Source organism: Methylomonas rosea, from assembly GCF_024505055.1.
GTDB lineage: Bacteria > Pseudomonadota > Gammaproteobacteria > Methylococcales > Methylomonadaceae > Methylomonas > Methylomonas rosea.
Genome location: NZ_JANIBL010000144.1, coordinates 1 through 1,328 on the forward strand (window position 1 = coordinate 1; position 1,328 = coordinate 1,328).

The following is a 1,328-nucleotide window of genomic DNA, read 5'->3' on the forward strand; positions in this document are numbered from 1 at the left end:
GTTGGGATCATGGAGACATGATCGTGACGTTACAGACTCAAGGACTAAAAACGCTGGCACAAGTGCAAGCCTTTGTTTCCAGCAACCAAGCCATTTCGTTTACGCTGACGGATCGGGTCGCCGCTTATGGCTGGATGACCGATACGCTCAAGCAGTTTCATTACGCCCGCTGTACCCGCACTAACAAAGGTGTATTGCGCCAATACCTGGGCAAGATGACCGGCTTATCGCGAGCACAGGTCGCACGCTGTATCAAACAATTCAGCGATGACGGCGTGATCCAGGATAGGCGGCGGGCGCCCGCCGTGCCGTTTGTGAAGCGTTACACCACGGAAGACATTCGCTTGCTGGCCGAAATGGATGCGCTGCATGGCACCGTCTCCGGCACAACCACGCGTAAGCTGTGCGAGCGGGCGTTCAAGGTACATGGGGACACCCGCTTTGAACGGTTGGCGGGGATTTCCAACGGCCATCTCTACAACCTGCGCCAGCACAAGACTTACCAGGCTAAACGGGGCTCCTTCGATAAAACTCGCCCGACCAAAGTTAACATCGGCGAGCGCCGAAAGCCCTCCCCGGACGGCAGTCCTGGCTACCTGCGCGTGGACAGCGTCCATCAGGGCGATCTGGACGGCATCAAAGGCGTGTATCTGATCAACGCCGTGGATGAGGTCACCCAATTTCAGGCGGTGTTTGCCGTGGAGCGCATCAGCGAAGCCTTTTTGCTGCCGGTACTGGAAGCCATGATGGATGCGTTCCCGTTTGTGATTAAGAGCTTTCATTCCGATAACGGCTCGGAATATATCAATCACCAAGTGGCGAAATTGCTGGAGAAATTGCGTATCGAGCAGACCAAATCGCGTTCGCGCAAGACCAACGACAATGCGCTGGCGGAGAGCAAAAATGCTTCGACCGTGCGCAAATATCTCGGTTATAGCCACATTCCCCAACAGTTTGCCAGCCAAGTGAATGCCTTCACCGTCGAGGTGCTATCGCCGTATCTGAACTTCCACCGCCCTTGCCACTTTCCAACGGAATATCAGGATAAGAAGGGCAAAATTCGCAAACGCTACTGCTATCAGGACATGATGACGCCCTATGAAAAATTCCGCTCATTGCCCGAGGCGGAAGGCTATCTCAAGCCGGGAGCCTCGTTTGAAAACTTGGACGCATTGGCCACCCAATGCAGCGATAATGATGCCGCCCAACACCTCAATGAGGCCAGGGCAGAACTCTTTCAATCAATCAACAAATCCCAACAAAGCGCCGCCTAAATCATTTCTCATCAATCCCCTTCGCTCAGGCTCATGTCTGGATTGGAAAATACT

Annotated in this window: 1 protein-coding gene; it reads left to right on the forward strand. The window is 54.0% G+C overall.

Annotation, left to right across the window (positions count from 1 at the left end; all coding sequences use genetic code 11):
- A partial coding sequence (locus NP589_RS21515) for a DDE-type integrase/transposase/recombinase (RefSeq protein ID WP_256608802.1) occupies positions 1-1,274 on the forward strand: 1,274 nt, incomplete at its 5' end.
- Positions 1,275-1,328 lie beyond the last annotated feature (54 nt).